The sequence below is a fragment of the Brooklawnia sp. genome (genome assembly GCF_049651565.1).
Taxonomy (GTDB): domain Bacteria; phylum Actinomycetota; class Actinomycetes; order Propionibacteriales; family Propionibacteriaceae; genus Brooklawnia.
This window is the reverse complement of the sequence record NZ_JBASCI010000106.1, coordinates 1-2,926: the sequence shown is the minus strand read 5'-3', so window position 1 is coordinate 2,926 and position 2,926 is coordinate 1. Positions and strand designations below refer to the sequence as shown.

Sequence of the window (2,926 nt, the reverse complement as noted above, 5' to 3'; positions counted from 1 at the left end):
GGCCAGGCCTTCGACGCGACCAGCGACCTGGTGGACCAGGTCAAGAAGCTGCTGCCGGTCTGGAAGAAGCAGCACTTCAGCGACGGCCACACCGAGTGGACCGGGCTGGCGTGAGGACGCTGAAGCTGCCGCTCGGTCGCCCGGTCGAGCCGGTCACCGACGCCTGGGCCGCCCGCCACCTGCGCAGCACCCTGGTGAAGGGCATCGGACGCGAGGGTCTGGCCCGGCTGCAGGCCGCCAGGGTACTGGTGGTCGGCGCCGGTGGGCTCGGCTCACCGGTGCTGATGTACCTGGCAGCGACCGGGGTCGGGATGATCGGCATCAGCGACGCCGACGATGTCGCCGAGACCAACCTGCAGCGCCAGGTCATCCACGACGAGCACAGCGTCGGCGTCCCCAAGACCGAGTCGGCCGCCCGCCGGCTGACGGCGCTGAACTCCCGGCTCGAGGTGCGCACCCACGACTGGGCGACCGGTGAGTTGCTCGACGAACTGGCCGACGACTACGACCTGGTGCTGGACTGCTGCGACTCGTTCGAGGCGAAGTACCTGTTGGGCGACTGGTGCGCGGCCAACGACAAGCCGCTGGTCTGGGGCACCGCGGTGGCGATGAACTGGCAGGTCTCGGTCTTCTGGACCACCCCGGACGATGGTGGGCCCGGCGTTCGGTTGCGCGACCTGTATCCGGTGCAACCGGCCCCCGGCACCACCCCGTCGTCGCTGAAGGTCGGCGTGCTCGGGCCGGTGGTGGGGCAGGCGGCCAGCACCATGGCCACCGAGGCGGTGAAGCTGATCTGCGGCTTCGGCAACCCGCTGTTCGGCCGGGTAGCGATCGCCGATGCCCGGGCAGGCCGCCACGATATCGTGACCTTCGCGCCGCAGGTCGTGACAGGATCGTTGGACAATCCCCCAGGTAGGAGCCAGTTGATGACCACCCCGATCAGTGTGGAGCAGTACCGCGAGCGGATCCTGGACGGGATCGAGGCGTTACCGCCCCAGCAGTTGCCACTGGCCCAATGCCTGGGGCACACCACCGCCGCCACCGTCACCGCACATGTCGCGGTGCCGGTCTTCACCAACGCGGCGATGGACGGCTTCGCGGTGCACGCCGACGATGTCGGCCTGGCCACCCCCGAGACCCCGGTGGTTCTGCAGGTCACCGGCGAGGTGCCGGCCGGCTCGTTCAGCGACGACTGGGTGGGCAACGGGCAGGCCGTCCGGGTGATGACCGGCGCCATGCTGCCGGCGGGCGCGGACGCCGTGGTGCCGGTGGAACGCACCGACCAGGAACCGGGCGCCGTCCCGCTGTCGAGTGAGGTGCAGGTGTTCGCGCCGGTCGGTGAGGGCCAGAACATCCGGCTGGCCGGCGAGGACCTGTCGGAGGGCGACCTGGTACTGGAGGCCGGCACCCAGCTGGACGCCACCAGCCTGGCCGCGGCCGCCTCGACCGGGCACGGCACGCTGTCGGTCATCCCGGCGCCGCGGGTCGCGGTTGTCGCCACCGGCTCGGAGCTGGTCGCCCCGGGGCAGCCGCTGGACCGCGGGCAGATCCACGACTCGAACTCCATCATGCTGTTCGGCCTGGTCGAGGAGGCCGGCGCCGAACCGGTCAGCGTGACCCGGGTCTCGGACGACCCGGCCGAACTGGACAACGCCATCGCCGAGGCGGTCCGGATCGCTGATGTGGTGATCACCACCGGCGGGGTGTCGGTCGGCACCCACGACGTGGTCAAGAACTCCCGGCTGGCCGAGTCGCTGAACTTCGTCCGGGTGGCGATGCAGCCCGGACGGCCGCAGGGCCACGGCTTGCTGACCAGCCCGGACGGCAGCCGGATCCCGGTGGTCGCGCTACCCGGCAACCCGGTCAGCGTCTTCGTCAGTTGGCACTGCTTCATGGTGCCGTTGCTGAACCGGCTGGCCGGCCGGGCCTGGGACGCCTCCACCCGGATCATCCGGGTCAGGGCGGGCGAGGACTGGGACTCGCCGGAGGGCCGACGTCAGTTCATCCCGGTGAGCCGGCGCCCCGACGGCACCGTGGTCCCCACCCACCGGCTGGGATCGAGTTCGCACCTGATCGCGTCGCTGCACCTGGCCGACGGGCTGGCCATCGTGCCGGCCGAGGTCAACCAGATCAGCACCGGCGACGAGCTGGAGCTGCTGTGGACCAGGCCGTGGCTGTGACCGGGTTCAACCACCTGCGCGGTGACGGCACCGCTCACATGGTCGACGTGACCGGCAAGCCCGTCACCGCCCGCCAGGCAACCGCCATCGGACGGGTGTCCTGCACTGGCGGCACCATCGCGTCCCTGCGCGACGGCAGCGTGCCCAAGGGGGACGTGTTGGCGGTGGCCCGGATCGCCGGCATCGCCGCCGCCAAGCGGACGCCGGTGCTGCTGCCGCTGGCGCACGTCATCGGCGTGCATGGCTGCGACATCGACCTGGAGCTGCTGGCCGACGGCGTGCTGATTCAGGCCACTGTCCGTGCCGCCGACCGCACCGGCGTCGAGATGGAGGCCCTGACCGCGGTCACGGTGGCGGCACTGGCGGTGGTCGACATGATCAAGGGCGTCGACCGGACAGCCGCGATCCGCGACTGCATGGTGGTCGCCAAGTCCGGTGGCCGCAGCGGCGACTGGCGTCGGCCGCTGGACGAACTGCCGGATTGGGCGTTCGAGGACTGAAGCGTGCCGGGGATCGACGTCGTGCTGCTGGCCGGCGGCCGCAGCACCCGGATGGGACACGACAAGGCAGCGTTGCCGGTGGCCGGGCGCCGGCTGATCGATCACGTGCTCGACGAGCTGGCGGGCTGGGCCGACCTGGGACGCGTGGTGGTCGTCGCACCCGACACCCTGCCGGTGCCCAGCTGGGTGCTGCAGACCATGGAGTCCCCACCCGGCGGCGGCCCGGTGGCCGGGCTGTTCGCCGGC

3 protein-coding genes are annotated in these 2,926 nt (G+C 71.5%); all 3 read left to right on the top strand.

The window, feature by feature from the left end; genetic code table 11:
• Positions 1–110: 110 nt before the first annotated feature.
• Positions 111–2,180 (top strand): gephyrin-like molybdotransferase Glp, encoded by a 2,070-nt coding sequence (glp, locus tag WBL05_RS04870; protein ID WP_424224124.1) that lies wholly within the window; start codon positions 111–113, stop codon positions 2,178–2,180.
• Positions 2,159–2,680, top strand: a complete 522-nt coding sequence (gene moaC, locus WBL05_RS04865; protein WP_424224123.1) for a cyclic pyranopterin monophosphate synthase MoaC — start codon at positions 2,159–2,161, stop codon at positions 2,678–2,680. Before glp ends, moaC begins: the two co-directional genes overlap by 22 nt.
• A 3-nt stretch (positions 2,681–2,683) precedes the next feature.
• On the top strand, positions 2,684–2,926 hold a 243-nt coding region (mobA, locus tag WBL05_RS04860; RefSeq protein WP_424224121.1), incomplete at its 3' end, for a molybdenum cofactor guanylyltransferase.